Here is a 25,209-nt window from a genome sequence, read left to right as displayed (position 1 = left end):
TGCGGCAAGCACGGGGCACGGCGAGCGTGCGGTGGGCGGGGTGCGCGGGGGTGCGCTGCGCGCAGGAGCGCGGTGGCTGTTTGGTGGCCGCGGCTGAACGCGCAGGTGTGGGCATGGGGTGCGGAGTGCAGCGGCACGGGGCTCAGTGGTCAGCGCCCGCGGGTGTGCGGCGGGCGTGGGGGTGAGGAGCGCGCGGTACTCGGAGGGCCAGGCGGGCAGGCAGAGTGGCGCGCACAGGGCGCGGACTACAAGCGGGCGCGGGCGCGCGGGGCGCGGTACTCGGAGGGCGCGGCCGGCCGGCGGCGTGGCGGACGCAGGGCGCGAACCACGTGCGGCGCGGGACCGATCGCCTACCGATGCTGCGGCTGGTTCAGATAGCTCGCCAGCGTATCCCGCGTGCGCTGCAGGCTGCCGAGCTGATGATCCATGGCGGCCAACTCTCGGTCGAGCAACGCGCGCAGGCTGTCGCACCAGTCGAAGACCGTTTCGTTGTCTTGGATTTCGCGGGTGCACGGGAGGACGTCCTTGATGACCTCCGTGGTGAGGCCCGCATCCAGCAGGATGCGGATTTTGCGGACTGTCAGTTCCGTGCCGTCGGGGTAGTGGCGGTAGCCGTTGGGGGCTCGGGTGGTGGTGAGGAGGTCCTGGGACTCGTAGTAGCGGAGGAGGCGTGGGGCCACGCCGGTGCGGCGGGACAGCTCGCCGATCAGCATCGGGGTTGACCTTTCCACTGGTGTCAGCGTTTAGCGTCGCTGCATGGACTCGTACGTTGTTCACCGTAACGGGCGGCCGGCTGATGATCTCGCCGTGCTGGCCTTCGCCGGGTACGCGCATTTCACTGCGATGCAGGTGCGGGGAGGGATGGTTCGCGGGCTCGATCTGCATCTCGATCGGCTTCGTACGGCGTCGGTCGAGCTGTTCGGGAGCGCGCTCTCCGATGATCTTGTGCGCGATCAGTTGCGCGCCGCGGTCGACGCCGGGGTGGAGGATGTGTCGTTGACGGCGACGGTGTTCTCGCGGGCCGGGGAGTTCAGTGGGGCGGAGGGGAAGCTGGAGTTGCTGGTGCGGACCGGGCCGCCGTCGAGCGGGCCTGAGGGGCCGCTGAAGCTCGCGACGTTCGAGCACGAGCGGTTCAAGCCGGAGCTGAAGCATGTCGGGGAGCCGGCCAAGACGTACGCGCTGCGGCAGGCGATCGCCGCCGGGTACGACGACGCTGCGTTCGTCGACCGGCAAGGGCGGCTGACTGAGGGGTCGATCTGGAACTTGGCGTTCTGGGACGGGAGCAGTGTGGTCTGGCCGAAGGCGCCGATGCTCACCGGTACGACGATGGGGATCGTGCGCCGCAATCTGCAGGCGCCGCAGCGCACCACCGAGATCAGCACAGCGAACCTCCGCGGGCGGCCGTTCGCCGGCGCGGTGGTGATGAACTCGTGGTCCCCGGGGATCGCGGTCAGCGGGATCGACGACATCGAGTTCCCCGCGGCGCCCGAGTTCCTCGACCTCCTCCACAGCGCCTACGAAGCAGAACCTCTCACGGAGTTCTGAGGATCGGGCGCAGCGTCTCCAGCACCGACGCATCCTCGATCGTCGACGGGACCGGGGCACTGCGACCGTCCGCGATGTCGCGCATGGTCTTCCGCAGGATCTTGCCTGACCGGGTCTTCGGGAGCGCCTCGACGACCGACACCTCGCGGAACGCCGCGACCGGCCCGATCTCACGCCGTACGGCGGCCACCAACTCCTCGCGCAGCACGTCCTCGCTGATGTCGACGCCGGACTTCAAAACCACCAAACCCCGCGGCAGCTGACCCTTCAATGCGTCGTGCACCCCGATCACAGCGCACTCCGCCACAGCAGGATGCGCGGCGAGGACCGCCTCCATGCTCCCCGTCGACAACCGGTGCCCGGCCACGTTGATGACGTCGTCGGTCCGGCCCATCACGAACACGTAGCCGTCGGCATCGATCGAGCCTGAGTCGCCGGTCAGGTAGTAGCCGTCGTACGTGCTCAGGTAGTTGTCGATGTAGCGCTGGTCGTCGCCCCACAGGGTCGGCAGCGCGCCGGGCGGCAGCGGGAGCTTGATCGCGATCGCACCCTCCTCCCCCGCCGGAAGCGGAACGCCGGTGGCGTCGAGGATCTGCACGTCCCACCCGGGCAGCGGCACCGTCGCCGAGCCGGGCTTGGGCGGCATCGACTCCAACCCGCGCGGGTTCGCGACGATCGGCCAGCCGGACTCCGTCTGCCACCAGTGGTCCACGACCGGTACGCCGAGATGTTCGTGCGCCCAGTGGTAGGTCTCCGGGTCGAGCCGTTCGCCGGCCAGGAACAGGGTCCGGAAGCTCTTCAGGTCGTACCGGTCGAGTTCCAGCGCGTCCGGGTCAACCTTCTTGATCGCTCGGAGCGCGGTCGGAGCGGTGAAGAGCGCTTTCGCGTGGTGCTGGGAGATGACCCGCCAGAACGCGCCCGCGTCCGGTGTCCCGACCGGCTTGCCCTCGTACAGGATCGTGGTCGCGCCGACCAGCAGCGGCGCGTAGACGATGTAGGAGTGGCCGACCACCCAGCCGACGTCGGAGGCGGTCCACCAGACGTCGCCCGGCCCGATGTCGTACACCGCGCTCATCGACCAGGCCAGCGCCACCGCGTGCCCGCCGTTGTCGCGGACGACGCCCTTCGGCTTGCCCGTCGTCCCGGACGTGTAGAGCACGTACAGCGGATCGGTCGCCGCCACCGGCACCGGATCGGCCGGTACGGCGTCCGCGACCAGCGTTTCCCAGTCGAGATCGCGCTCTCCGAGTTTCCCGGGCGCGATCTCGCGCTGGACGACGACCGTCCGCTCGGGCTGGTGCGAAGCCAGCGCCAGCGCCTCGGTGATGATCGGCAGGTACTCCACGACGCGGCCCGGCTCGATCCCGCAGGAGGCCGCGACGATCACCTTCGGGGTCGCGTCGTCGATCCGCGCCGCCAGCTCGCGCGGCGCGAACCCGCCGAACACCACCGAGTGGATCGCGCCGAGCCGGGCGCAGGCCAGCATCGTGATCACAGCCTCGGGGATCATCGGCAGGTAGACGATCACCCGGTCGCCTTTCCCGACACCGAGCCCGCGCAACGCACCCGCGAACCTCGCGACCTCGTCGCGCAGCTCGGCGTACGTGTAGGTGCGGCGGGTGTCGGTGACCGGCGAGTCGTGGACCAGGGCGGTCCGCTGCCCGTGGCCGGCCTCGATGTGCCGGTCCAGCGCGTTGTACGCCGTGTTCAGCTCGCCGTCGGGGAACCAGCGGTAGATCGGAGCCGCGGAGGACTCGAGCGCGCGGGTCGGCGGCCGGGTCCAGGTGATCGCCTCGGCGGCGGCCAGCCAGAAGCCTTCCGGATCGGTCAGGCTGCGGCGGTAGCTGTCGGCGTACGAACCCATCGCACCTCCCAGGCGTCACGAGCAGTCTTACCCATCGGTGCGAACGGCAACAAGGCGTGGTTGGCTGGAGGCGTGACGGTGACGCGTGAGCAGGTCGAGCAGGCAGCAGCAAGGATCGAAGGCCGGGTACGCCGTACGCCGGTACTGCGGATCTCGGAGACGACGACGTTCAAGCTGGAGCTGCTCCAGCACGTCGGCTCGTTCAAACCACGCGGCATGTTCAACCGGCTGCTCGCGGCCAAGGAGGACGGCTCGCTGACCGACGTCGGCGCGGTCACGGCCTCCGGCGGCAACGCCGGTCTGGCCGTCGCGTACGCCGCCCGAGAGCTCGGTGTCCCGGCCCGGATCTTCGTGCCGGAGAGCGCTCCCGCGGCCAAGGTCGCGCGGCTCCGGACGCTCGACGCGGACGTCGTTCAGGTCGGCAGCGAGTACGCCGAGGCCTACGCGGCGGCGGTCGTGGCCGCCGAGGAGTCGGGGGCGTTGTTCTCGCATGCGTACGACCAGCCGGAGGTCGTCGCCGGGCAGGGAACCCTCGGGTTGGAGCTGCTCGACCAGATCGACGGGTTCGACACGGTCCTGGTCGCGACCGGCGGCGGGGGTCTGATCGCGGGAATCGCCACGGCGATCGGCGACCGTGCACAGGTGATCTCGGTCGAGCCGGAGCTGGCCCCGACGCTCGCGCGAGCGCTCGACGCGGGCGGGCCGGTCGACGTACAGGTCGGTGGAGTCGCCGCGGACTCACTCGGCGCGAGGCGCCTCGGCGACATCGCCTTCGAGGTCACAACCAGGCAGCACATCAAGCCGGTCCTCGTCGACGACGACGCGATCGTCGCGGCCCGGCAGGAGCTCTGGCGTGAGTACCGGCTCGCGTCAGAGCACGGCGCAGCGACCGCCTACGCGGCACTGACCTCAGGTGCCTACAAGCCAGCCACCGACGAGCGAGTCGTCGTGGTCGTCTGTGGAGCGAACACCGACACCAGCACGCTCAGCTGACCTGACGCCGCTCGTCGGTCAGGAACCAAGCGGCCAGCACACCGGCGATCGCGCCGAACAAGTGTCCCTGCCACGAGATCCCGTCCTGCGGCAGCAACCCACCCAGCAGCGCACTCCCCCACACGAGCACCACGACCACACCGATCAGCACCTGCCCGATCCGCCGGTTGAACACCCCGCGCGCGATCAGATAGGCCGCGTACCCGAACACCAACCCGCTCGCCCCGATCGTGATCGTGTGCGGCGGCGAGATCAGCCACGTCCCGATCCCGCCGATCACCGCGACGATCGCGGTCACCGACAGCAGCCGGACCGCGCCCGAGATCGCGATCAGCGCGCCGAGCGTGACCAGCGGGAGCGTGTTGGAGATCAGGTGCCCGAAGCCCAGGTGCAGGAACGGCGACGTGACGATGCCGACCAGGCCCTCGGGATCCCGGGCGACGATGCCGTAGCGGTCCAGGGCGCCGTTCAGCGCGGTGTCCACGATCTCGCTGACCCACATCAGGCCGACGAGCGCGACGAGCAGCTTGATCCCGCCGCTGATCCGGGCGGCGTCCACGGCCGGCTTCGGCCGGCGCGCTGGGCTCGGGTAACTCATGTCACCACGATGCCCGATCGCGCCAAACTCCACCTGGTCAGACCGCGTTTCCGGCCGAACTGTCGGTGCGGTGCGGCAGACTCGGCCTTCACAGGAGGGGGTTAGCTGCGCCACATCGCGGACGCCGGGTCGTGATGGGACCGTAGTCTGTGTCACTATGTGCGACTTGCAGGTCGCGTTGTGCGACCGGGGGCTCTGGGGGCGACCGGTTCACCGTGCGCTGACCTGATCGCTGGGTCCGTCCACCCTGACCGAAGCCCGAGGAGGTCCGCTGTGCCGTTGGCTGTGTACCTGATCGGCCTCGCGATCTTCGCCCAGGGCACCTCGGAGCTGATGCTCGCCGGGCTGCTGCCCGAGATGGCCACCGACCTCGGCGTCTCCATCCCCCAGGCCGGGCTGCTGATCTCCGCGTTCGCCGTCGGCATGCTGGTCGGCGCGCCGGTGCTCGCTGTCGTGACGCTGCGCTGGCCACGCCGTACGACGCTGCTGGTCTTCCTCGCGGTCTTCGCGCTCACCCACGTGGCCGGCGCCCTCACCCCGAACTACGGTGTCCTGCTCGCGACCCGGATCGTCGGCGCCTTCGTGTACGCCGGGTTCTGGGCGGTCGCCGCCGTCGCCGCGGTCGGGCTCGTCCCGGCCGGCCAGCGGGCCAAAGCGATGAGCGTGGTCACCGGTGGCCTCACCGTCGCCACCATCATCGGCCTCCCGGCCGGCACCGTGATCGGTCAGCACCTCGGCTGGCGGGCGGCGTTCTGGGCGGTCGCGCTGATGTCGCTGCTGGCGATGATCGGCATCCTGCGCACCATCCCCGGCGGCCGCCCCGCACCCGGCAGCACCCCGCGGCTCGACGCCGAGCTGCGCGCGATGGTGAACCCGCGGCTGTGGTTGTCGTACGCAACGACCGCGCTGGTCACCGCCGCGATCCTGGTCGTGTTCAGCTACCTCGCGCCGCTGCTCACCGACGACACCGGCCTGCCGCCCGGCGCGATCCCCGGCGTCCTGGCCCTGTACGGCGTGGGCTCGCTGATCGGCATCACCCTCGGCGGCCGGACCGCCGACGCGTTGCCGTTCCGGACGCTGCTGGCCGGGATCAGCGGTGTCGTGCTGATGTCGGCGGTGCTCGCGCTGCGCGCCGACCAGCCGGTGATCGCGATCGCCGCGATCTTCCTGCTCGGCGGCTTCGGCTTCGCGGTCAACCCGGCGCTGAACGCGCGGGTGTTCAGCCTGGCCGAGCAGGCGCCGACCCTGGCCACCGCGGTGAACTTCTCGGCGTTCAACGTCGGGATCACCATCGGCCCGTGGCTCGGCGGGCGCGCCATCGACGCCGGCGCCGGGTACCCGGCGCTGGGCTGGATCGCGGTCGGCCTCGGGGTCGTTGCCCTCGGCACCGTCGTACTGGCCGCGCTGCTGCCGCTGCGGTCGGTCCGCCGGACCGCTCGGGCGCCGCAGGCGACGCACCTTCCGAACTGATCGGAAGACGCAAGCCGAAGCCCCGCCTCGCTGGACGAGACGGGGCTTCGGTGGCAACCACTTGACGAGCGAGAGCCCGCTGGAGCCGGGCGCACCGGCTGACTCAGTTCACCGGGCCGCTCGGGTCCAGGTGGCTCGGGTCGAAGTCGGACTTGCGGTGGAACACGTACTTGTTCAGCACCCAGGTGAGCGCCCACAGGCCGATCCCGACCACCATCAGCCAGCCGGCGATCTTGTAGTCGTTGCTCGCCCGGCCGGACAGCGGACTGGCCAGGTAGACGCACAGGATCACGCCGAGCACCGGCAGCGCGGTCGGCGCCTTGAAGTGCTTGTGCTCGACCGGGTCGCGCCGCAGCACCAGGACGGCGACGTTGACGACCGCGAACACGCACAGCAGCAGCAACGCCGTCGTGCCGCCGAGCGCGGTCAGGTCGGCGTACCCGATCAGGAAGAACGCGAGCAGGGTCGTGAACAGGATCGCGACCCACGGCGTCCGGCGCTTGTGCAGGACCCGGCCGAGCGGGCCCGGCAGGACCTTCTCGTGCGACATGCCGTAGAGCAGGCGGCTGGCCATCAGCATGTTGATCAGCGCCGAGTTGGCGACCGCGAACATCGTGATCCAGGCGAAGATCTGCAGCGGGAAGCCCGGCGCGCCGGCCTCGATCACCTTCAGCAGCGGGGTCGAGCCCTTGTTCAGGTCCTCCGGCGAGACCAGCGTGACCGCGGAGATCGCGACCAGCACGTAGATCACACCGGTCACCGACAGGCCGATCAGCATGATCTTGGGGAAGATCCGGACCGGGTCCTTGGTCTCCTCGGCCATGTTCACCGAGTCCTCGAAGCCGACCATCGCGAAGAACGCCAGCGCCGTCGCCGCGGTCACCGCACCGAACGCGTTGTCGCCCTCCGGGGTGTGGAACTCGGTGAGCCGCGAGGTGTCACCGTCCCCACCGGCGATCGCCCAGACGCCGACGCCGATCACGATCAGCAGACCGGTCAGCTCGATCAGGGTCAGTACGACGTTCGCCTTGACGCTCTCGCCGACGCCGCGCAGGTTGACCAGGGCAATCAGCGCCATGAAGGCCAGTGCGGTGATCATCAGCAGCGACCCGCGGTCGGGGTCGATCTTGACCGCGGAGAAGAAGTTCGCCGCGAACGCCTTCGACGCGCTCGAGGCCGAGGTCAGCCCCGAACACATCACTGCGAAGGTGAGCAGGAAGGTCAGGAAGTGGATCCCGAACGCCTTGTGCGTGTAGACCGCGGCGCCGCCGGCCTTCGGGTACTTGGTGACCAGCTCCAGGTAGCTCGTTGCCGTCAGCATCGCGACGATGAACGCGCACAGGAACGGCAGCCAGACCGCGCCGCCCACCTCGCCCGCGACCTTGCCGGTCAGCGCGTACACGCCGGTGCCGAGGATGTCACCGACCACGAACAGCAGCAGCAGTCCGGGTCCCATCACCCGCTTCAGTTCCGGACGGTCCTGCGCGGCTTCTTGCGTGGCCGCGCTCGTGCTTTCGCTCATCCTGCCTCCCTGGCGGTGCCGGATCTTCGTTTCATCGTCCCACCGGTCGGGACGACACGCGTCCTGGACACGCACGCCGGGAGTACCTGCCACGGAAGGGAAGCCGGGACGGGAAGCCGGGCACGGGGTTGAGGCTTGACCAGGCGTCCCCGGCCCGGTCCCCCGCGCCCGGCGGTCAGGTGGACCCCGGTCACGTTCGGCACGGCGTGGCCGATCGTGCACCAGCCGCGGCGCCGCCAACAGCTCGAAGCGACAACGTTTTCCCTGTGGTATCGAACCCAGGGTGGTCCGGGCTACGAGATAGCGTGTCGGATGCCGGACATGTCCACACTTGGTCAGGAGGTCGGATGCTCGAGTCCGTCGGCGTCACACCTGAGGACGAAGCCGCCTACCGGGCGCTCCTGGCGTTGCCGGGATGTTGCCTCGACGACCTGGCCCACCGGCTCGGCCGCTCCCCCGGCGACCTCGACGCCACCGTCATCAGGCTCGAGGAGCTCGGCCTGCTCACCCGTACGTCGGACGAGCCGGCGCGGCTGCTGCCGACCCGCCCCGACGTCGCGGTCGACGCCCTGGTCGCCGTACGCCGGGCCGAGCTCGACCGGGTCCGCGCCGAGGCCCGTGAGCTGCTGTCGGAGCTGCGCGCGCAGGAGCAGCACCGGCCGGACAACCTGGTCGAGGTGATCGTCGGGCAGGAGGCGATCGCGGCCCGGTTCGCACAGCTGCTGAACCAGACCAAGGACCAGCTGCTGGTGCTCGACCGGCCGCCGTACGCGTCGGGTGTGGAGCAGTCGGACGACACGGTGCGCGGGCTGCTGAGCGCCGGAGTGACCGTGCGCGGTATCTACTCCCCCGACTCGCTCGAGGTCGGCGGTGTCGACGAGGCCTACAGCGCCGCCGACGCAGGCGAGAGCTCGCGGGTGCACCCGCAGGTCCCGATGAAGCTCGCGGTCTTCGACACGACGGCCGCGCTGCTGCCGCTGTCGGTCGACTCGCTCGTCGACAGTGCGCTCGTCGTGCATCCGTGCGCGCTGCTGGACGCGTTGATCGAGATGTTCCGCCTGCTCTGGGACCAGGCCGCGCCGATGGCTCCGGCCGTGCGCGACCCGCTCGACGCGCGGCTGATGACGCTGCTCGCGGCCGGGTTCAAGGACGACGCGATCGCCCGGCAGCTCGCGCTGAGCAGCCGGACGGTCGGGCGCCGGGTCGCCGAGCTGATGGAGACGCTCGGCGCCCGGACCCGTTTCCAGGCCGGCATCCACGCCCAGCGGCGACAGCTGCTGGACCCGGAGGGTTAACAGGCAGCGAGCATCTGCTGCAGCGCGGTTTTCTCGGCCGCCTGCAGCGACAGCTTGTAGGTGTACTTCACCCAGATCCACTCCCGCGCGTAGATGCAGTGCACGTTCGTGTTCGTCGGCTTCCATTCCGACGGGTCCCGGTCACCCTTCGACCGGTTGCTCGACGCCGACACCGCGATCAGCTGCGCGATGCTCCGGTCGTTGGCGAACTGCTGCCGCTTCGCCGTCGTCCACGCGTTCGCGCCCGACTTCCACGCCTCGGCGAGCGGCACGATGTGGTCGATGTCGATCGCGGAGTCGTCCTCGACGTACGTCGCGTCGTACACGCTGTACCAGCGGCCCGCGGTCGGTTCGCACTGTGCGTCGACGGTGACGCCGGTGCCGTCGCGCTTGAGCACCTCGTCGCGGGTGTCGCAGGTGCCGGACACCGTGATCCAGTGCGGGAACAGGTCGCGGCTGTAGCCCGAGGTCGAGCCCTCGGTCTTCACGGTCAGCGACGCGAGTTGCGTCTGCGCCGTACCGGCCGGGGGCGGGTCGGGCGGGTAGGCGAGCGCGGTTCCCGCGCCGACGATCCAGGTGGTGGCCACCGCGGTGGCGAAGACAGCCTTGCGTCGCATCGGTCAGGTCCTCCGAGGGTTGGGCGGATCCCCCCTGACGAGCTGTCCACAAGCCTTCCCCGGTCACCGCCGCCCGGAAACCACCTGGCGATGAAGCGTCGGTGAATCAGTCGTGCTCGACGACCGTGAGCGTCCAGCCGGCACCGGTCCGGTCCAGCTCCGCGTGCCACTGCTCGGCGATCAGCTTCTGCAGCGCCTTCGGCGTACCCGGGTCCTTGCCGGACTCGAGCAGGTAGCGCGCGACCTGGCCCCGGGTGTGCTTCGCGTTGTGCGACACCACCGAGCGGACGCCGCCGCGTTCGCGGACCACCGACACCGCGACCCACTTGGCCGCCAATTCGTCGGACGGACGCCAGGCCGCGGCGTACGTCGAGGAACGGCAGTCGACGATCACGCTCTTGCCGACCGCGGCGTCGAGCGTCGCCCGCAGCGGGTCGCGCCAGACCGAGGCGAGCTGCCCGAGCCCGGGCAGCGACGTCCCCATCGACAGCCGGTACGGCGGCACGCGGTCGCTCATCCGCAGCGCACCCCACGCCCCCGACACGACCAGCAGCCGGCTGTTCGCGCGGCGCTTCGAGCCGGGCGAGAGCGTCGCGTAGCCGAGCGCGTCGTACAGGACGCCGGAGTACAGCTCCGACGCCGGTACGGCGGGCTCGGTGCGCCAGTGGATGTTCCGCTCGACCTCGTGCGCCAGCGACGGCCCGACTCCGAGTACGCCGAACGCGTCGCTCGACGCCGACACCTTCGCGAGCGTGTCGAGCACCAGCTCGCGCGTCGGGTTCAGCTCGGGGAACGACAGCGAGTCGAGGTCGAGCGCACGGCCGCGCGCCCGACCGGTCTTGCCTTCCGACGGCGGAAGGAGAATCAGGGTCACGTCAGCTCGTCCAGGACAGCCAGGTCGTCGAGGGTCGGCTCCCACAGACCGGCGGCGACGTTCTGCGCGATCTGCTCCGGGCGGGTCGCGCCGGCGATCACCGAACCGACCGCGGGCTGCGCGGCCAGGCCGCCGATCGCGACGTCGAGCAGGGTCAGGTCGCGCTCAGCCGCGAACGTCTCCAGCGCCTCGATCTTGTCGAAGTCGGCACGGGCGAGCCGCTCGGGCATCTTGGCCAGGCGGGTGCCGTCGGGCGCGCCGGCGCCGCGCTTGTACTTGCCGGTGAGCAGGCCGGACTCCAGCGGGAAGTACGGCAGGATCCCGATCCCGAGGTGCTCGCAGGCCGGGACCAGCTCGTCCTCGACCTCGCGGTCGAGCAGCGAGTACTTGTTCTGCGCGCTGATGAAGTGCTCGGTGCCGCCGGTGCGGGCGGCCCAGTCGGCGTCGACGACCTGCCAGGCCGCGAACTGCGAGCTGCCGACGTACCGGACCTTGCCCTCGGCAACGAGTTCGGTGAGCGCGGCCAGGGTCTCCTCGATCGGGGTGACCGGGTCCGGGACGTGCAGCTGGTAGAGGTCGATCCAGTCGGTGCCGAGCCGGCGCAGGCTCGCCTCGACCGCCTTGCGGATGTAGCGCCGGGAGCCGCGGACACCCCAGTCCGGGCCGTTCTCGCCCTTCATGTCCCCACCGAACTTGGTGGCGATCACCACCTCGTCGCGGCGCGACCCGAGCGCGTCGCCGAGGATCTGCTCGCTGAAGCCGAGCTCGCCGCGGTAGACGTCGGCGGTGTCGAACAGCGTGATCCCGGCGTCGACCGCCGCGGTCACCACCGCCCGGGCCTGCTCGGCGTCGATCCGGCCCCCGAAGTTGTTGCAGCCCAGCCCGACCACGCTGACGGTCAGGCCGGAGTCACCCAGCTGGCGGTACTCCATCTCGCTCATGGGCAAAACTTTGTCATGGTCAAACCCTCTCGATGCCGCTGGGGTCGGCCGCATAGAGTGCCGACATGCCGAGTCTCACAGTCGACGGCGCCCTCACCCGGGCCGCCGCGCTCACCGTCCACAGCTACGACGTCGATCTCGACCTGACCCGCGGCGACCGCGTGTTCGGGTCGACGACCCGGATCGCGTTCGGCGCGACCAGCGACAGCACGTGGCTGGACGTCCGGCCCGACGCGCTGCTCAAGGTGACGCTGAACGGCGCCGCGGTCGACGTCGCCGGGCTGTCCGACGGGCGGCTGGAGCTGACCGGGCTCGGCGCGGACAACGAGCTGGTCGTCGAGGCGACGATGCTCTACTCCAACGACGGCGAGGGCCTGCACCGCAGCGTCGACGCGGCCGACGGGCTGGTCTACCTGTACGCGATGTCGTTCCTCGAGGCCGCGCCGCGGATCTTCGCCTGCTTCGACCAGCCCGACCTGAAGGCGCCGTACCGGATGACGGTCACCGCGCCGGTCGAGTGGGTCGTGCTCGGCAACGGTGCGGCCAAGCAGGTGTCCCCCGGCCGCTGGGAGCTGGCCGAGACCAAGCCGCTGTCGACGTACTTCGTGACGCTGGTCGCCGGTCCGTACCACCAGCTGCTCGACGAGCACGACGGCATCCCGCTCGGCGTCGTCGCCCGGCAGTCGCTGAAGGACGCGCTGGACCGCGAGGCCGCCGACATCTTCGAGGTCACCAAGCAGGCCTTCGACGAGTTCCACGCCCTGTTCGGCTACCGCTACCCGTTCGGCGAGTACCACCAGGCCTTCGTCCCGGAGTTCAACGCCGGCGCGATGGAGAACCCGGGCTGCGTGACGTTCCGCGACTCGATGGTGTTCCGGTCCGCCGCCACCGACTCCGAGCGCTCGAACCGGGCCCGGACGATCGTGCACGAGATGGCCCACCAGTGGTTCGGTGACACCGTCACGATGAAGTGGTGGAACGACCTGTGGCTGAACGAGTCGTTCGCCGAGTACATGGCGCACCGGGTCGCGACCAAGGCGACCAAGTACACCGACAACTGGATCGACTTCGCGTTCATCCGCCGCTGGTGGGGCCTGCAGGCCGACCAGCGCACCTCGACGCACCCGGTCGCGGCCGACCCGGGCAAGGACGCCGCCGCGTCGCTCGACGACTTCGACGGGATCTCGTACGCCAAGGGCGCCGCGGTGCTCAAGCAGCTGGCGGCGTACCTGGGTGACGACGTGTTCCTGGCCGGTGTCCGCGCGCACATCGAGGCCGCGGAGTTCGGCAACGCGACCTTCGCCGACCTGGTCGCGAAGTGGACCGACGCCGGCGCGGTCGGCCTCGAAGCCTGGGCGCAGGCCTGGCTGCGGACGCCCGGGCTGGACACGATCAGCGCCGAGCGCACCGACGGCGGCGTCGTGCTGCGCCGCGCCGCGCCCGCGCAGTACCCGGCCGACCGGCCGCACAAGTTCACGATCGGCGCGTACGACGCCGACGGGCAGCTGGTCGCGTCCGCGCCGGTGCTGCTCGACGCCGACGAGGTCACCGTCGAGCTCGACCTGACCGGCGCGGTCGTCATCGTGCCCGACTGCGCCGACGACACCTGGGCCAAGATCCGGCTCGACGCCGGCTCGCTGGCGCACCTGGCCGACGTACTGCCCAAGATCGAGGACGGCGTCACCCGCGCGGTCGTGCTGAACAGCCTGCGCGACGCGACCAACGACGCCGAGCTCGACCCGCGGACCGGGTTCGAGGCCGTCGTCGCGACGCTGCCGACCGAGACCAGCGACATCGCGGTCGGGTCGATGGTGGCCTGGGTGCAGACGCACCTGATGGGCGTCACGCTGCCGTACGAGGAGTACCGGGCGCGGCTGTCCGCCGTACTGACTGAGCGGCTCAACACGGTCGAGGCCGGCAGCAGCGTCCAGCTGATGGTGCTGCGCGCCACGATCCGTACGACGGCCGACGCGGACCTGCTGCGCGGGTGGCTGGCCGGGACCGGCGTACCGGACGGGATCACCGTCGACGCGGACCTGCGCTGGCTGATCACGCTGCAACTCGCGCGGCTCGGCGCGATCGACGACGCCGGAATCGACGCCGAGCTGGCCCGCGACACCTCCTCGGAGGGAGTCGTGCACGCGACCCGCTGCCGCGCGGCGCTGCCGACGGCCGCGGCCAAGGAGCGCGCCTGGGCGCAGCTGATCACCGACGCCGACCTGTCGAACTACGAGCTGTACGCGGTGGCCGAGGGCTTCTGGCACCCGGGACAGTCCGAGCTGACCGCGCCGTACGTCGCCCGCTTCTTCGCCGAGATCGGCGGCACCGAGAAGCTGCGCTCGGGCTGGGTCGTGGCCCGCTCGGCGATGCTCGCGTTCCCGGCGTACGCCGTGGACGCGGCGACCGCAGAGCTGGCGGCCGGGCTGGTCGCCGACGAGTCGGTGTCGGCCGGGATCCGGCGCTCGGTGGGTGACCGCGTCGACGACCTGAACCGGGCGCTCGCGGTCCGGACGGCGTACCCGGTCGGCTGATCACAACGGGTTGTGACTAGTGTGACTGGTGTGACCAGAAGGACCCTGCTGAGCAGGCAAGATGTGATTTCGTGACGTAACCTCCACAATGACCGCCCGGCACGGCGCGCCGGTCTTGGTCAGGCAGCACGTCACGGGAGAGACTGTCGAGAACCGCACAGGAGAACATAGGCAATGCGCGAGGCGAGGCTCGTCGGTCTGAGCCAGGACGGCACCAAGCTCGTCCTGGCCGTGGCCGAGACGGGTGAGGAGTTCGCCGTCCCGGTCGACGACCGGTTGCGTGCGGCCCTGCGCGGCGACCGTGCCCGACTCGGCCAGCTGGAGATTCAAATGGAGAGCGCGCTGCGCCCACGAGACATCCAGGCTCGTATCCGCGCGGGCGAAAGTGTCGAAGCGGTCGCGGCGGTCGCGCAGATGCCGATGGAACGGGTGCTGGCCTTCGCCGGCCCCGTCCTGGCCGAGCGCGACCACGTGGCCAACCTCGCCCAGCGGGCCTCGGTCCGCCGCCGCGGCGGCGGCGACGCGCCGACCCGCAACCTCGGCGCCTGGGTGACCGAGCGGCTGCGGATCCGTGGCGTGGACCCGGGTGCCGCCGAGTGGGACGCCTGGCGGCGCGAGGACGGCCGCTGGGCCGTTCGGGTCTCGTACCCGGTCGCGGACGAGGACGAGAAGATCGCCATGTTCGCCTACGACGCCCCGGGGCGGTACGCCGTACCGGACGACGACGAGGCGCGCTGGCTGGTCGGCGAGCAGGCGCAGGTGCTGCCGCCGCAGCAGCCCGAGCGGCGGCTGACCGCGGTCGCGGACATCGACCTGTCGCTGGCGCCGGATCACGGCGCGGACAGCTACGAGGCCGCCGGGTTCGAGGACACGGTGAACCTGACGCGGGCCCGCCAGCAGTACGCGCGCGACAACAACCCGCGGGACTTCGGTCAGGACATCGACCGCGACTTCGGGCGTGACCCGCAGCCGCCGATCCAGCAGCCGGTGCGCGAGCCGCAGCAGCCGGTCCGTCCGTACGCGCGGGAGAGCTTCACCGGCCGCGACAACGACCGTGGACCGCGCCGCGTGCACTCGGTTCCGAGCCCGGACGAAGAGCCGACCCTCATCAACGTGCCCCTGGAGCCGCCGCCGGCGCTCCGCCCGACGGTGCGTGCGGTCGAGCGCCCGACACCGCCGCCCGCGGAGACCGCTCCCCCGGAGGAGCGCGCTGCCGCGCCGGAGAACCGTTTCACTGAACGCCGCACGGCTCCGCCGGAGACCCGCCAGCCGGAGCGCCCGTCGGAGCAGCGCCAGGCCGAGCAGCGCCAGCCGGAGCGCTCCTTCGAACAACACCACGTGGAGAGCCCGGCCGAGGACCGCGAGGCCGAGCGCTCGGCCGACGTGCGCTCGCACGAGCCCGCCGAAGCCCGCGTCGCTGACCCGCGGCACCCCGAGCTCGAGGCCGAGCCCAAGGGCGACGACCCGAGGCACCCGGAGCTGCAGCGGCCTGCGATGCCCAAGCCCTTCGACCCGCGTCGAGGCGCTCAGGACAACCGCGTCAGCCAGCCGACGCTGCCCACCCCGCGGGAGTCGGCGCCGGAGAGCAGGACTCCGCAGGAGCTGAGCCCGCAACCGGCCCCCGAGGCAGGCCCGCAGGAGTCGAGCCCGCAGCCGAACGCCTCGCGTCCGTCGGCTCCTGAGCCGGGCGTCCGGCAGCAGCCGAGCGCTCCGCAGCCCGAGGCTGCCCAGCCCGACGCTCCGGCAGCATCCGCCGAGGAGCAGCCGGCCCCCGAGCCCAAGAAGAAGCCCGCTCGCCGGGGCTCCAAGCGCGCGAGCGTGCCGAGCTGGGACGAGATCATGTTCGGGAAGAAGGCCGACTGACCGTCCGTTCACGGACAGTCGTCTCAGATCGCGGTCGGTGTTTGGCCGATCGCGCCGGCTCTGCCATCATCGTCCCCATGCGTATCTCGCTGTGTTGTTGCTGTTGTTGTCGCTGACGCGCGCCGTCTGAGGCGCGCGAGGCCCTGTCCATCTCCAGGCCCGCCCGCCGACACCAGCACTCACAGGATTCCGCACATGCATCTCAGCACTCTCGCCGACCTCCTCGCGTCCCGTGGCCTCCGGCTGCTCCCCGGCGCCCACGCCGTCCCGGTCGAGCTCCTGGTTCAGTTGCCTGACGCAACCATCGCGCGCTTCACCGCGCGCGGCCGCACCCTCCGCCTGCGCCAGTACGCCGCGACCGCGCTGACCACGATCGCGATCCCCACCGAGTGCGGCTGCGGCGACCACCACCCCCAGACCGGCCCGGACCGCGTCACCCTCAGCGCGTACGCCGTACCGCTGACCGAGCGCGTGATCGACGGCGAGCTGCTCTTCGGCTGGACCGGCCACGAGGCCGGCCTGCTCCGCCTGGCCGACGCCACGCCGTACTTCTTCGATCTGCTCGCGCAGCTCGAGGAGCGCGAGCTCGTCGGCGTCGCTTGATCAGAGCGGCCGCGACGGGCTGGTCGTCGTCACGTACGCGAGCCCGTCGTACTCCTTCGGCAGCAGCGTGGGCGCGAACTGGTACTTGTACGTCCAGCGCTGCACGAACGCCCCGAAGCTGCGGAACATCTGCGGCTCCTCCAGCCAGTTCTTGATCTCGGCCGGCGCGTCGGCGACCGTGCGCAGGTCGAGGAAGTGGTCGCGCGGATTCGCCGCCTCCAGCAGCCCTTCCAGCGAGCTGAAGCCGCCGCGCTCCAGCTTGTTCACCTCGACCGGCCCGTCCAGGCCGCCCTGCCACGGCCCCGGCCAGATCCGCCGGGCGCGGAACGCACCGGAGCCGCCCAGCAGCGCCACCGCGTAGTACGCCGATCCGTACCGCTCGCGCAGATACTGGCCCATCGGCCGCAGCTCCGGCGACTGCCGGCAGGCGGCCAGGTGCCCGTTGTGCGCCCAGAGCACGGCCTTGATCTCGTTCCCGTGCAGGAACGCGCTCACCGCGTCAGCCATCGCGCGGTCCCGGACGGCGAACGTCGTCGCGCCCGCGTCCTTGTGTTCCTTCGACGCGCACACCACGTCGGCCGCCCGTACGAGCTGCTCGGCCGCGACCAGTACGTCGTCCGGCGCGTCGTGCTTGGCCAGGAACCCGGCCAGCGCCTCGCACTCCCTGACCAGCGCCCGCTTCGGGTCCGGCTTGGCGCCCGGCCCGGCGTCGACCTCGGCCGCGATCCCCTCGTCGAACAGCTCCAGCCGCTCCGGCGCACTCAGCTCCAGGTACGTCCGGATCACGCGCAGCGCCGCCGAGCACTTCTGCGGGTCGACCCCGATGAACCGGACCTGCTCGTCGACCGGCCGGTCGGCGTTGTACCGGCGCATCCACTGGACCATCGCGACGATCTCCTCGGTCCGCCAGGTCCAGAACCCAAGGTCGCCGACCACCGTCGGCGCGTCGCCCGGGCCGCCCTGCACGTACGCGTCGACAGCCAGCGCGGCCGACTCGCTCGCCTCCATCACCAGCGCGCGGTACCCGAGCTCGGTGACCAGGAACTCCAGCAGCCGGTGCTTGAGCTGGAAGAACTCACGCGTGCCGTGCGTGGACTCGCCGAGCCCGACCAGCCGGACGTCGGCCAGCACTTCCCGCAACGGCTCCAGATCGTCGGACGACGACCCGGCCTCGACACCCGTCAGCGGCCACGCCGTCTGCTCCAGCCACTGCCGTACCCCAGGCTCACTCACCCCGGAAGCCTATCCAGCCGGGCGGCCGAACCAGCTCTTGAATAAGTAACACGCATGGTTTAACTTTCAGAACCTCTACTCCGGCCCGCCACCTGGAGGTCCCCTGATGACCGTACGACGACGTCTGCTCGCGGGGCTGCTGCCCGCGACGCTGCTGGCCGGAGTGCTGAGCACAGCGCCGGCCGCGGCCGCCACGATGTACCCGAGCGGTGTCGGCGCCGACCTCGGCGCCACCCCGACGACGCTCGGCGTCGCGCCCGCCGCCGGTGCCGACCCGGCCGGTCTGCAGACCGGGACCGAGCAGGGCCGCACGTACTGGCGGACCAACCAGGCCGCCGGGACCGACTGGTTCTCCTTCGACGTCGACCGCGACTACGTCGACGAGCTTCCGACCGACGACGTGGTCGTCACGGTCACCTACCTCGACACCGGCACCGGGACGCTGCAGCTCAAGTACGACGCCGCGGCCGGTCCCGAGACCAGCGCCGACGACGTCACGCTGAGGAACACCGGCCAGTGGCAGACCGGCACGTTCGCGCTCGCCGACATCGAGTTCGCCGACCGCCTCGGCGGCGCGGACCTGCGGCTGTCCGGCAGCGCCGACATCACCGTCGCCGGACTGCGGATCAGTACGGCGGGGGCGAGCGTCGCGCTCGGTGCGGCGCCGCTGGAGAGCGGGATCTCGGCGCGCGCCGGGGACCGGCCGGAGAATCTCAGGACCGGCGTACAGGACGGGCGTCCGTACTGGCAGACCGACCGGACCGCGCCCGCGCCGGGGACGAACTTCTTCTACATGAACGTCTCCGACACCTATCTGTACGACAACCGCGGGCTGGTGCTGGTCAGCATCGACTACTTCGACGAGGGCAGCGGGCAGTTCGGGCTGCACTACGACTCCCCCGGCGAGACCATCCCGGAGAAGTTCAAGGGCTCCGAGGTGATCACCTACGGCGACTCGAAGACCTGGAAGACTCACACCTTCGCGCTGCCGGACGCGGTGATGACCAACCGGTCGAACGGTGGCGACTTCCGGATCCACATCGGTGACGGCGCGGTCGACCTGAAGGTCGCGGCCGTCCGGGTCGCGAAAGTCGCCGGGGCGCTCGACGTGACCGAGGGCCTGAACGACCTGATCGACGAGGCCGCTCGTGCGCACAAGGCCGCGCGGGAAGGCAGTCGCGACGGGCAGTACCCGACCGGCAGCCGGGCGACGCTGCTCGCCGCGATCGAGGACGCCCGCGCGGTCGCCGCGACGCCTGCCGTCACCGACGTACAGGTCAAGGCCGCGCTGCAGAACCTGCAGAGCAAGCTCGACGCGTTCACCGCGTCGGTCGTCGACACCAACTTCGCCGGATCCGGTACGGCGACCGCCAGCGACGGCACCGGCGCGGCGAACGTGAACGACAGCAACCACCAGACCGCGTGGACGAGCGCCGACGGCGACGCCTGGCTGCAGCTCGACCTGCGCAAGCCGCGCAACGTCAACGACGTCCGCGTCGAGTGGGCGCAGGCCTACTCCCCCGACTACACCGTCCAGGTCTCGAACGACGGGCGGCGGTTCACCACGGTCGGCCGGACCGGGTCGCCGGGCGCGAACCAGTTCAGCAAGACGCGCTTCGCGACGGTGAAGGCCCGGTACGTCCGGATCGCGCTCTCCGGCTCTCCGACGTACGTCGTCGAGGAGCTGCAGGTGCGCGAGTCGCCGGTCGTCGTACCGCAGCCGAAGCTGGTCCAGACCGTGAACCCGACCGAGGACGGCGTGGTCGCCGACTTCGACGCCACCCGGTACGGCGCCGACCGCAGCGGGCGCTCGGACTCGACCAAGAGCATCCAGAGAGCGCTCTACGCGTGTCAGGACGCGGGCGGCGGCACGGTCTGGCTGCCGCCGGGCAAGTACCTGGTCAAGGACACCCTCGAGGTGCACTCGTTCTGCACCCTGCGCGGCGACCGCCGCGACCCCGACCAGCCGAAGACCAAGCACCTCGACTACGGCACCGTCGTGATCGCCGACCTCGCGCCGGGCGACGAAGGACCGAGTCTCTTCCGGATCGGCGGATCGGCCGGCGTCATCGGCGTGACCACCTGGTACCCGCGGCAGAGCGCGACCCAGCCGGTCCCGTACAACTACACGTTCGAGATCCCCGGCGGCGCCTGGATCGGGAACGAGAACTACATGATGGCGACCGTCCAGGACGTCACCCTGCTCAACTCCTACCGCGGGATCGGGATCAGCACGATGCCGAACGACCGCGGCAACGCGCCGAGCTCCGGCCAGGTGCACGAGTCCAGCACGATCCGGAACATCCGGGGAACCGCTCTCTTCGAGGGCGCCCGCGCCTACAACGGCGCCGACGTCGGGACCTGGGAGAACGTGACCTTCAGCAACAGCTACTGGGCGCAGGCTCCGGCCGTGTTCAAGCCGCCGGCCCGCGGCGCTCTCGACGCCTGGACCCGCGCCAACGGCACCGGGCTGGTGCTCGGTGACCTCGAGTGGGACCAGTTCCACAAGATCGCGCTCTCCGACTACAAGATCGGGATCCACGTGGTCGCCGGTCAGCGGGCGCAGTTCACCGGGAGCTTCCTGGAGCCGGACATCCGGCGGACGGGGACCGGCGTCCTGGTCGACGTCATGGACGACCGGTGGGGCATGACGCTGGCCGGCGGCCACGTCGAAGGCACTGCTCAGGCGATCCAGAACAACTCGCGCGGGTACGTGAAGATCACCGGGACGGAAACCCAGGGAGCGCTCTCCGGGATCATCCACCAGATGTCCGGCGCCGCGCCGACGTACACGCAGAAGCCGCTGCCCGCTCCGGCGCGCAAGAGCCTGACCGTCGTCGACGCGCCGCACGGCGTCGGCTACTTGCCGACCGCTGACGCGACCAAGGCCGTGCAGAAGGCGCTCGACAAGGCCGGGCGCAGCGGCGGCGGCATCGTCTATCTGCCCGCGGGCTGGTACCGGATCAGCACCCACCTGAGCGTCCCCGCCAACGTCGAACTGCGCGGCGCGTCCGCCGTACCGAACCGCGACCAGGGCGGGTCGTCGGGCGGAACTGTGCTGCACGCCTTCGAGGGCCGCGGCACCACCGCACCCGACACGGCGACCGCGCTGGTCACGCTCAACGGCAGCAAGGCCGGCGTCCGCGGGCTGCGCGTCTTCTACCCCGAGCAGAACCCGGGCACGCCCGAGGGCATCGTCGCCTACCCGTACGCCGTCCGCGGCAAGGGCAGCCACACGTACGTGATCAACGCCGGCTTCCCGAACGCCTGGAACGGGATCGACTTCACGACGTACCGCAACGACCACTTCGTGGTCCGGAAGGTCGCCGGGGCGTTCTTCGACCACGCGATCGCGGTCGGCAAGAGCACCGGTGGGCGGATCGAGGGAGTGCTGTCCAACGGCAACGCGGTCACCCGGATCGGCTACCAGCAGCCGTACTGGATGAACGAGGGCAGCATCTTCGAGCTGGTGATCGACAAGTACATGCGCAAGCAGGCCAAGATCGTCACCGTCGACGGCGCGACCGGGCTGACCTTGTTCAACGTGTTCGCGTACGGGTTCCACGACGGGCTGGTCGTCAACAGCGGGCAGGTCGACGCCTACAACCTGGGTACCGACAACCTCGGGACCGACGGGTACACGGTGAAGGTGGTCGAGGGTGACGTCGAGGCGACCAACCTCGCCCGCTACAACGGCGCCACCAGCACCGGGCCGGTCACGTTGCACAACGTGATGGTGATCAACGTGGTCCAGCGGGCCGTGTCGGTCGCCGCTGACGGGAACGGGACGGTGAAGATCGCGGGCAACGAGTCCGAGCCGGGGACCTACGAGGTCGGCGCGCAGGTGACCGTGACGGCGGCGCCCGCATCGGATAACGTTTTCCAGAACTGGACCGTCGATGGTGAGGTGGTCTCGACCGATGCGTCGTACACCTTCACCGTCACCACGGACCAGATCCTGACCGCGCACTTCACCACCGAATAGCAGCAAGGAGCGAGATGGCTGACTCGACGACGCCGCACCAGGTCGCGATCGTGGGCTGCGGCATCATCGGACGCACCCACGCCGACACCGTCGCGGCCCGGCCCGACGCCACGGTCACCGCCCTGGTGGACGTGGACCCGGCCGCCGCCAAGGCCCTGGCCACCCGCCTCACCGAGGCCGGGCAGCCCGAGCCGAAGGTGTACGGCGACCTGGACGCGGCGGTCGCCGGGTCGGACATCTCGCTGGTGGCGGTCTGCGTGCCGAGCGGCACGCACGCCGCCATCGCGGAGCAGGCGCTCGAGCACAAACTGCATGTGGTCGTCGAGAAGCCGCTCGACGTCGACCTCGCCAAGGGCCGCCGGCTCGGCGCGGCGGCGACGCGCGCGGCGAGCCACGGCGTCGTCTGCTCGGTGATCAGCCAGCACCGCTTCGACCCCGGCAGCGCGGTCGTCGCGGAAGCCATCCAGGCCGGCCGCTTCGGCACGCTGACCTCGGCGACCGCGACGGTCGCCTGGTGGCGCAGCGACGAGTACTACGCCTCCGCCGGCTGGCGCGGCACCTGGGCGCAGGACGGCGGCGGCGCGTTGATGAACCAGGGCGTCCACACCCTCGACCTCCTCCTGTGGTTCATGGGCCGCCCGGTCACCATCCAGGCCCAGGCAATCCGCGCGGCCCACCACGCCATCGAGGTCGAGGACACCCTCGTCGCCACCTTCACCTTCGAATCCGGCGCCGTCGCCACCCTGCACGCCACCACCGCGGCGTACCCCGGCGGCCGCACCCGCATCGCCGTCCACGGCACCGAAGGCGGCGCCGAGATCGAGGACGACGTCCTCCGCCGCTTCAACGCCGACGGTGCCAAGGAAGACCTCCCCATCGCCGAGCAGTCCGCCTCCGACGCCAGCGTCCAGCAGCTGTCCATCGACGGCCACACCCGCCAGTACGCCGACATCCTCGGGGCCATCGACGCAGGCACCTCAGCCGGCATCACCATCCAGGACGGCATCGAGGCCCTGGCCGCAGTCCGCGCCGTCTACATCGCCTCGACCCTCCAGCGCCCGATCAAGTTCGAGGACGTGCTGGAAGGCCGGTACGACGACGTGGAGGTCTCCCGAGGCATCGGCCTCCCACCGAAGTGAGCCGAAGGGCGAGCGAGCCGAAGCCGGCGGAGGCGCAAGGCACTCACTGCGCCTGCCGATGTGAGCCGAAGGCGAACGAGCCCGGCGGCGGCGTGAGCCGGAGGCGAGTTGGCGGATCGTGGGCAGGGCCGCCTCTAACTACTCCGCCGCTCGTCCCCGCCCCGCCGGGGTGGGGACGAGCGGCGTCAGCTCGGCATAGGGGCGGGCGAGTGTTAGCTCGGCGGACTGGCGTTAGCGCGCCGCCTCGCCAGGCGCCCGCTCGTTCAGGATGCGGTGGTACAGGTTGCTGTCTCGCCACGCGCCGTTGATGTGCAGGTAGTTCGGGGCGAAGCCGTACTGGGTGAAGCCGCATTTCTCCAGGACGCGCTGGGAGCGGTAGTTGTCGTGGTTGGTGCTGGCGGCGATGCGGTGCAGGAGGAGGACCTCGTCGGCCAGCGCGCACACCGCGTTCAGGGCTGCTGTGGCGAGGCCCTTGCCGACCTGGGCGACGTCGATCCAGTAGCCGATGTCGCCGTTGCGCCAGGCGCCGTGGACAATGTTCGACAACGTGGCCGTGCCGATCACCTGGTCGTCCTCGACCAGGACCCAGGGGACCACGTTGTCCTTCTCCAGCAGCGCCGCGAAGCGCTCGGCGTGGAAGCCGGCGTCGTACCAGGACTCCGCCCGCGCAGGCTCCCACGGGCCCAGTTGCTCGCGGCATCGGTCCTGGGCCTCGACGAAGGACGCGGCGTCGCCGGGCCGCACCACCCGGAGTACGACGGTAGCGGTCAGGGGAACGGTGAGGGCAGCGGAATCCACTCGCGCACCCTACTTCGGCAGCCGGCGCGCCTGGCTGGAGCCACCGACCCGCGGGGTGAACGCGTCGTGGAAGATCGTCGACGCCGCCCCGACCGCGGCGGCGTCGGTCTGCAGCATCGACTCCTCGACGGCGACCGTCCGGGTGCCTTTCGCGATCGGGAACGAATTCACCGCGCGGTCGATTTCCGAAATCAGTGTCGCGGCGATTTCCTTTTCGTACGCCGGCCCGCCGAGAACGATCAGGTCGATATCCAGCAGGTCGACCAGCCCGACCGCACCCTGGGCAATCACCCCGGCCACCTGGGTGACCGCTTTGCGGGCCGCCTCGTCACCGTCGGCGGCGGCTTTGCAGACCGCTTTGTAGCGTTTCGCCTCGTCGGTCGCGGACGGGTCGGTCTCGACATATCCGAACCCGGACGCGATCACCGGCAGCGACGCGGTCGGGTTGCACTCGGCCATCATCCGCGGCCCGCCCTCGCCGTCCCACTCCCCCATCCGCAGCGCCGCCAGCTGCCCGAACTCGCCGGCGTTCGCGGTCAGCCCGCGGTAGATCGACCCGTTCAGGATCAGCCCGGACCCGACGCCGGTCCCGAGGTAGAGATACGCGAAGTCGCGCGCCCGCGCCGACCGCCCGATCCAGCGCTCGCCGATCGCGGCCGCCGACCCGTCCTTCTCGACGAGCACCGGGTGGTTCAGCTTCTGCTGCAGCAGCTGCCGGATCTCCAGCCCGCGCCAGGCCGGCTGCAGCGGGAGGTCGAGCAGTGTCCCGTCGGCGTTGATCGGCCCCGGTACGGCGACGCCGACGCCGAGCAGCGACGCGGTGTCGACCTGGCTGATGCTGATCGCGGCCGTCACGGTCGCCGCGACCAGGTCGACGAGCCGCTGGCCCTCGAGGTCGGCGGCCAGGTCGACGGTCTCGCGGCGCACGATGGTGCCGTCGAGGTCGACGACGGCGACGGTGAGCAGCTCGGGGTCGATGTGGATCCCGACGGCGTGCGCGGCGTTGGAGCGCAGCCGCACCGGCGTACGGGGTTTGCCGAGGCGTTCGGCGCGTTCCTGCGCCTCCTCGACGAGCAGCCCCTGCTGCAGCAGCACGCGCAGGATCCGTGACACCGACTGCTGGGTCAGCCCGGTCCGCCGGGAGATCTCGGTGCGGCTGATGATGCCGGCCACCCGGATCGTCTCGATGATCACGGCCTCGTTGAAGGACCCCAGGTCGTACTGGTTCGCGCCCGAACGGGTCGGTTCGTCCAGTACCGCCGAGTCGCTGTCAGGCGTGACCATCGCCCACCTCCTGTGTCACTTTTTTCCCCGCCGGTGTCGAATTCTTTCTACCCG

At 70.7% G+C, this 25,209-nt stretch carries 19 protein-coding genes; 9 read left to right on the top strand and 10 right to left on the bottom strand.

Annotated elements, in window-relative coordinates:
* Positions 1-350 precede the first annotated feature (350 nt).
* A complete protein-coding gene (locus tag ACZ6Z4_RS10280) occupies positions 351-713 on the bottom strand; it encodes a MerR family transcriptional regulator (protein WP_465561023.1) in 363 nt (120 codons plus the stop codon).
* Positions 714-756: 43 nt separating this feature from the next.
* Here ACZ6Z4_RS10280 and ACZ6Z4_RS10275 point away from each other — a divergent pair, with 43 nt between their 5' ends.
* A complete protein-coding gene (locus tag ACZ6Z4_RS10275; protein ID WP_465561021.1) occupies positions 757-1,545 on the top strand; it encodes an aminotransferase class IV family protein in 789 nt (262 codons plus the stop codon).
* On the opposite strand, the gene ACZ6Z4_RS10270 is transcribed toward ACZ6Z4_RS10275, so the two are convergent.
* Complete coding sequence (locus ACZ6Z4_RS10270; RefSeq protein WP_465561018.1) at positions 1,532-3,409, bottom strand: propionyl-CoA synthetase; 1,878 nt, start codon at positions 3,407-3,409, stop codon at positions 1,532-1,534. The genes ACZ6Z4_RS10275 and ACZ6Z4_RS10270 overlap by 14 nt on opposite strands.
* A gap of 72 nt (positions 3,410-3,481) precedes the next feature.
* On the opposite strand from ACZ6Z4_RS10270, the gene ACZ6Z4_RS10265 reads away from it, so the two are divergent.
* Positions 3,482-4,402, top strand: a complete 921-nt coding sequence (locus tag ACZ6Z4_RS10265) for a threonine/serine dehydratase (RefSeq protein WP_465561015.1) — start codon at positions 3,482-3,484, stop codon at positions 4,400-4,402.
* Here ACZ6Z4_RS10265 and ACZ6Z4_RS10260 read toward each other — a convergent pair.
* Positions 4,395-5,000 carry a rhomboid family intramembrane serine protease gene (locus ACZ6Z4_RS10260; protein WP_465561012.1) on the bottom strand — a complete coding sequence of 202 codons (606 nt, stop codon included), beginning with the start codon at positions 4,998-5,000 and terminating at the stop codon, positions 4,395-4,397. The genes ACZ6Z4_RS10265 and ACZ6Z4_RS10260 overlap by 8 nt on opposite strands.
* Positions 5,001-5,273: 273 nt before the next feature.
* Here ACZ6Z4_RS10260 and ACZ6Z4_RS10255 point away from each other — a divergent pair, with 273 nt between their 5' ends.
* Entirely contained in the window at positions 5,274-6,470 is a 1,197-nt protein-coding gene (locus ACZ6Z4_RS10255; RefSeq protein WP_465561009.1) for a Cmx/CmrA family chloramphenicol efflux MFS transporter, read from the top strand.
* Positions 6,471-6,573: 103 nt separating this feature from the next.
* Here ACZ6Z4_RS10255 and ACZ6Z4_RS10250 read toward each other — a convergent pair whose 3' ends face one another.
* Entirely contained in the window at positions 6,574-7,992 is a 1,419-nt protein-coding gene (locus ACZ6Z4_RS10250; RefSeq protein WP_465561007.1) for an APC family permease, read from the bottom strand.
* A 347-nt stretch (positions 7,993-8,339) separates the two neighbouring features.
* Here ACZ6Z4_RS10250 and ACZ6Z4_RS10245 point away from each other — a divergent pair, with 347 nt between their 5' ends.
* Positions 8,340-9,287, top strand: coding sequence for a transcriptional regulator TrmB (locus ACZ6Z4_RS10245; RefSeq protein ID WP_465561004.1), 948 nt, complete (start codon positions 8,340-8,342; stop codon positions 9,285-9,287).
* Here ACZ6Z4_RS10245 and ACZ6Z4_RS10240 read toward each other — a convergent pair.
* From ACZ6Z4_RS10240 to ACZ6Z4_RS10230, 3 genes are all read right to left on the bottom strand, one after another.
* The gene (locus ACZ6Z4_RS10240) at positions 9,284-9,904 is read right to left on the bottom strand and encodes an HNH endonuclease family protein (protein ID WP_465561000.1); all 621 of its coding nucleotides are present in this window, start codon (positions 9,902-9,904) and stop codon (positions 9,284-9,286) included. The two genes, ACZ6Z4_RS10245 and ACZ6Z4_RS10240, sit on opposite strands and share 4 nt — an antisense overlap.
* A 106-nt stretch (positions 9,905-10,010) precedes the next feature.
* On the bottom strand, positions 10,011-10,778 hold the full coding sequence (locus tag ACZ6Z4_RS10235) for a YaaA family protein (protein ID WP_465560996.1): 768 nt from the start codon (positions 10,776-10,778) through the stop codon (positions 10,011-10,013).
* The gene (locus ACZ6Z4_RS10230) at positions 10,775-11,719 is read right to left on the bottom strand and encodes an aldo/keto reductase (RefSeq protein ID WP_465560993.1); all 945 of its coding nucleotides are present in this window, start codon (positions 11,717-11,719) and stop codon (positions 10,775-10,777) included. The genes ACZ6Z4_RS10235 and ACZ6Z4_RS10230 overlap by 4 nt, the downstream gene beginning before the upstream one ends.
* 65 nt (positions 11,720-11,784) lie before the next feature.
* Here ACZ6Z4_RS10230 and pepN point away from each other — a divergent pair, with 65 nt between their 5' ends.
* The 3 genes from pepN to ACZ6Z4_RS10215 all read left to right on the top strand — a co-directional run bounded on the left by pepN (position 11,785) and on the right by ACZ6Z4_RS10215 (position 16,716).
* The gene (gene pepN / locus ACZ6Z4_RS10225; protein WP_465560991.1) at positions 11,785-14,250 is read left to right on the top strand and encodes an aminopeptidase N; all 2,466 of its coding nucleotides are present in this window, start codon (positions 11,785-11,787) and stop codon (positions 14,248-14,250) included.
* Positions 14,251-14,424: 174 nt separating this feature from the next.
* Positions 14,425-16,113: a septation protein SepH gene (sepH, locus tag ACZ6Z4_RS10220; protein ID WP_465560988.1), complete on the top strand. Its 1,689-nt coding sequence runs from the start codon at positions 14,425-14,427 to the stop codon at positions 16,111-16,113.
* 195 nt (positions 16,114-16,308) lie between these two features.
* The gene (locus ACZ6Z4_RS10215; RefSeq protein WP_465560985.1) at positions 16,309-16,716 is read left to right on the top strand and encodes a hypothetical protein; all 408 of its coding nucleotides are present in this window, start codon (positions 16,309-16,311) and stop codon (positions 16,714-16,716) included.
* On the opposite strand, the gene ACZ6Z4_RS10210 is transcribed toward ACZ6Z4_RS10215, so the two are convergent.
* Positions 16,717-17,949 carry an erythromycin esterase family protein gene (locus ACZ6Z4_RS10210; protein WP_465560982.1) on the bottom strand — a complete coding sequence of 411 codons (1,233 nt, stop codon included), beginning with the start codon at positions 17,947-17,949 and terminating at the stop codon, positions 16,717-16,719. It abuts the gene before it with no gap.
* Between the two features lie 106 nt (positions 17,950-18,055).
* Between ACZ6Z4_RS10210 and ACZ6Z4_RS10205 the strand changes: the two genes are divergently transcribed.
* Positions 18,056-21,934: a glycosyl hydrolase family 28-related protein gene (locus ACZ6Z4_RS10205; protein WP_465560980.1), complete on the top strand. Its 3,879-nt coding sequence runs from the start codon at positions 18,056-18,058 to the stop codon at positions 21,932-21,934.
* A gap of 14 nt (positions 21,935-21,948) precedes the next feature.
* On the top strand, positions 21,949-23,073 hold the full coding sequence (locus ACZ6Z4_RS10200; RefSeq protein WP_465560977.1) for a Gfo/Idh/MocA family protein: 1,125 nt from the start codon (positions 21,949-21,951) through the stop codon (positions 23,071-23,073).
* Positions 23,074-23,304: 231 nt separating this feature from the next.
* Here the strand turns inward: ACZ6Z4_RS10200 and ACZ6Z4_RS10195 are convergent, their stop codons facing one another.
* Both ACZ6Z4_RS10195 and ACZ6Z4_RS10190 read right to left on the bottom strand, forming a co-directional pair.
* Positions 23,305-23,871 (bottom strand): GNAT family N-acetyltransferase, encoded by a 567-nt coding sequence (locus tag ACZ6Z4_RS10195; RefSeq protein WP_465560974.1) that lies wholly within the window; start codon positions 23,869-23,871, stop codon positions 23,305-23,307.
* A 9-nt stretch (positions 23,872-23,880) separates the two neighbouring features.
* A complete protein-coding gene (locus tag ACZ6Z4_RS10190) occupies positions 23,881-25,155 on the bottom strand; it encodes an ROK family transcriptional regulator (RefSeq protein ID WP_465560970.1) in 1,275 nt (424 codons plus the stop codon).
* Positions 25,156-25,209 lie beyond the last annotated feature (54 nt).

This window comes from Kribbella sp. NPDC104740 (assembly GCF_055583505.1).
The sequence above is the reverse complement of the archived record's forward strand: the minus strand, read 5'-3'. Positions and strand labels throughout refer to the sequence as shown.

Excerpts from the sequence above, each read along its gene's own strand:
- ACZ6Z4_RS10280 (WP_465561023.1), bottom strand. The coding sequence starts at position 713 with ATGCTGATCGGCGAGCTGTCCCGCCGCACCGGCGTGGCCCCACGCCTC.
- ACZ6Z4_RS10275 (WP_465561021.1), top strand. The coding sequence starts at position 757 with ATGGACTCGTACGTTGTTCACCGTAACGGGCGGCCGGCTGATGATCTC.
- ACZ6Z4_RS10270 (WP_465561018.1), bottom strand. The coding sequence starts at position 3,409 with ATGGGTTCGTACGCCGACAGCTACCGCCGCAGCCTGACCGATCCGGAA.
- ACZ6Z4_RS10260 (WP_465561012.1), bottom strand. The coding sequence starts at position 5,000 with ATGAGTTACCCGAGCCCAGCGCGCCGGCCGAAGCCGGCCGTGGACGCC.
- ACZ6Z4_RS10250 (WP_465561007.1), bottom strand. The coding sequence starts at position 7,992 with ATGAGCGAAAGCACGAGCGCGGCCACGCAAGAAGCCGCGCAGGACCGT.
- ACZ6Z4_RS10245 (WP_465561004.1), top strand. The coding sequence starts at position 8,340 with ATGCTCGAGTCCGTCGGCGTCACACCTGAGGACGAAGCCGCCTACCGG.
- ACZ6Z4_RS10240 (WP_465561000.1), bottom strand. The coding sequence starts at position 9,904 with ATGCGACGCAAGGCTGTCTTCGCCACCGCGGTGGCCACCACCTGGATC.
- ACZ6Z4_RS10230 (WP_465560993.1), bottom strand. The coding sequence starts at position 11,719 with ATGAGCGAGATGGAGTACCGCCAGCTGGGTGACTCCGGCCTGACCGTC.
- pepN (WP_465560991.1), top strand. The coding sequence starts at position 11,785 with ATGCCGAGTCTCACAGTCGACGGCGCCCTCACCCGGGCCGCCGCGCTC.
- sepH (WP_465560988.1), top strand. The coding sequence starts at position 14,425 with ATGCGCGAGGCGAGGCTCGTCGGTCTGAGCCAGGACGGCACCAAGCTC.
- ACZ6Z4_RS10215 (WP_465560985.1), top strand. The coding sequence starts at position 16,309 with ATGCATCTCAGCACTCTCGCCGACCTCCTCGCGTCCCGTGGCCTCCGG.
- ACZ6Z4_RS10205 (WP_465560980.1), top strand. The coding sequence starts at position 18,056 with ATGACCGTACGACGACGTCTGCTCGCGGGGCTGCTGCCCGCGACGCTG.
- ACZ6Z4_RS10200 (WP_465560977.1), top strand. The coding sequence starts at position 21,949 with ATGGCTGACTCGACGACGCCGCACCAGGTCGCGATCGTGGGCTGCGGC.
- ACZ6Z4_RS10190 (WP_465560970.1), bottom strand. The coding sequence starts at position 25,155 with ATGGTCACGCCTGACAGCGACTCGGCGGTACTGGACGAACCGACCCGT.